The following is a 3,154-nucleotide window of genomic DNA, read 5'->3' on the forward strand; positions in this document are numbered from 1 at the left end:
AGAACCTTGAGAACTGAAAAGTAAAGAAGAAGAAAAGAAGTAGGTCAAGCAAATAAGGGCATAGGGTGAATGCCTTGGCATCGGAAGCCGAAGAAGGACGGGGTAAGCGCCGAAATGCTTCGGGGAGTCGCAAACAGACTTAGATCCGGAGATATCCGAATGGGGGAACCCGCCTGAGCAAACCTCAGGCATCATGCACTGAATAAATAGGTGTATGAAGGGAGACTGGGGGAACTGAAACATCTAAGTACCCCAAGGAAGAGAAAGAAAAATCGATTTTCAGAGTAGCGGCGAGCGAAAAGGAAAGAGCCCAAACCGGAGGGTTAAACCTTCGGGGTTGAGGGCACAACATAAGGAGAGAAGAAAAGCAGCCGAAGGGACTGGGAAGTTCCGCCAGAGAAGGTGAAAGCCCTGTAGGCGAAACAAAGAAACTCGACAGTTGTGAACCAGAGTACCACAGGACACGAGAAATCCGGTGGGAAGCAGGGAGGACCACCTCCCAAGGCTAAATACTAACCGATGACCGATAGAGGAATAGTACCGTGAGGGAAAGGCGAAAAGAACCCCGGGAGGGGAGTGAAAAAGAACCTGAAACCCTATGCCTACAAGCAGTAGGAGCACTATTAGAAAGTGTGACTGCGTACTTTTTGTAGAACGGGCCAGCGAGTTACGATATGCAGCAAGGTTAAGCAGTGAAGCTGCGGAGCCGTAGGGAAACCGAGTCTGAATAGGGCGAAAGTTGCATATAGTAGACCCGAAACCGGGTGAGCTACCCATGGTCAGAGTGAAAGGGAAGTAAAATTTCGTGGAGGCTCGAACCGATTAGTGTTTAAAAACTATCGGATGAACTGTGGGTAGGGGTGAAATGCCAAACGAACCCGGAGATAGCTGGTTCTCCTCGAAATAGCTTTAGGGCTAGCCTTATGGAAAGTGAGATGGAGGTAGAGCACTGAATGGTAAAGGGGCACAAAGTGTTACCAAAACCTATCAAACTGCGAATGCCATACTCATAGAAATAGGAGTCAGACTGCGGGAGATAAGTTTCGTAGTCAAAAGGGAAAGAGCCCAGATCACCAGCTAAGGTCCCAAAGTGCAGGTTAAGTGGCAAAGGATGTGAAGTTACGGAGACAACCAGGATGTTGGCTTAGAAGCAGCCATACATTTAAAGAGTGCGTAATAGCTCACTGGTCAAGTGACGTTGCGCCGAAGATTTCCGGGGCTAAACCTGACACCGAAGCTGTGGGATAGAAATATCGGTAGAGGAGCAATCTGTGAGGAAGAAGCTATACCGAAAGGAGTAGTGGACGAAACAGAAGAGAGAATGCTGGCATGAGTAGCGAAAAGGCAAGTGAGAAACTTGCCCGTCGAAAGCCTAAGGGTTCCTGAGGAAGGCTCGTCCGCTCAGGGTAAGTCGGGACCTAAGCCGAGGCCGAAAGGCGTAGGCGATGGACAACAGGTTGAGAATCCTGTACCAAGAATATGCGTTAGAGAGAGGTGCTGACGCAGGAGGATAAGATGAGCACACAGATGGAAAAGTGTGTCTAAGCCTGAAGTAAGCTTTCATAGGGAAAACCGTGAAAGAGTTATGAGAGGTGATGGGGAGCGAAAAAAGAAGTAGCGAAGCATCCGAATCCAAACTGCCAAGAAAAGGCACTATCGAGTATATGATTGCCCGTACCGGAAACCGACACAGGTAGGCGAGGAGAGAATCCTAAGACGCACGGAAGAACCCTTGTTAAGGAACTCGGCAAAATAGCCCCGTAACTTCGGGAGAAGGGGTGCCGGAAGAAGAGAAGGCCAAACGGCTGGGAAATAATCCGGCCGCAGTGAAAGGGCCCAAGCGACTGTTTACCAAAAACACAGGTCTCTGCGAAGTCGAAAGACGAAGTATAGGGGCTGACACCTGCCCGGTGCTGGAAGGTTAAGGGGAAGAGTCAGTAGAAATACGAAGCTTAGAACTTAAGCCCCAGTAAACGGCGGCCGTAACTATAACGGTCCTAAGGTAGCGAAATTCCTTGTCGGGTAAGTTCCGACCCGCACGAAAGGTGTAACGACTTGGGCACTGTCTCAACAAGGGATCCGGTGAAATTGTAGTACACGTGAAGATGCGTGTTACCTGCGACAGGACGGAAAGACCCCATGGAGCTTAACTGTAGGCTGACATTGGATTTTGATATCATATGTACAGAATAGGTGGGAGGCAGAGAAGTAAGTGCGCCAGCATTTATGGAGTCAAAAGTGGGATACCACTCTTATGATATTGAAATTCTAACCAAGTACTGTGAAGCCAGTACAGGGACACTGTCAGTTGGGCAGTTTGACTGGGGCGGTCACCTCCCAAAGAGTAACGGAGGTGCTCAAAGGTTCCCTCAGTACGGTTGGAAATCGTACGAAGAGTGTAAAGGCAGAAGGGAGCTTAACTGCGACACATACAGGTGGAGCAGGAAGGAAACTTGGACTTAGTGATCCGGTGGCACCGAGTGGAAAGGCCATCGCTCAACGGATAAAAGCTACCCTGGGGATAACAGGCTTATCTCCCCCAAGAGTTCACATCGACGGGGAGGTTTGGCACCTCGATGTCGGCTCGTCTCATCCTGGGGCTGAAATAGGTTCCAAGGGTTGGGCTGTTCGCCCATTAAAGAGGCACGCGAGCTGGGTTCAGAACGTCGTGAGACAGTTCGGTCCCTATCCGTCGCAGGCGCAGGAAATTTGAGAGGAGCTGTCCTTAGTACGAGAGGACCGGGATGGACAGACCGATGGTGAATCAGTTGTCTCGCCAGAGGCAGAGCTGAGAAGCTAAGTCTGGGAAAGATAAGAGCTGAAGGCATCTAAGCACGAAGCAGACCTCAAGAAGAGATTTCCCACTCCGCAAAGGAGGTAAGACACCAGAAAGACGAACTGGTAGATAGGTCTCAGGTGGAAGAGTAGCAATACTTTAAGCTGAGAGAAACTAATAAGTCGAGGGCTTGACCTAAAGATTCTTCTTCAAAGTTTTCAGGGAAAAGGGTAAGGAAGTAAAGGGAAAAAAGGAAAAAGTATTTGGTGACAAAGACGAGAGGGAAACACCTGTAACCATACCGAACACAGAAGTTAAGCCTTTCAGTGCTGATGGTACTTGAGTGGAAACGCTCTGGGAGAGTAGGACGTTGCCAGA

General features: G+C 49.4%; 2 rRNA genes. Both read left to right on the forward strand.

The features are described 5' to 3' along the window. Positions 1–42 precede the first annotated feature (42 nt). Positions 43–2,974, forward strand: a 23S ribosomal RNA gene (locus tag PP176A_RS15675). A gap of 64 nt (positions 2,975–3,038) precedes the next feature. Next, a 5S ribosomal RNA gene (gene rrf / locus PP176A_RS15680) occupies positions 3,039–3,154 on the forward strand; the annotation flags it as partial.

The organism is Sporanaerobacter sp. PP17-6a, assembly GCF_900095615.1.
GTDB classification, from domain to species: Bacteria; Bacillota; Clostridia; order Tissierellales; family Acidilutibacteraceae; genus Acidilutibacter; species Acidilutibacter cellobiosedens.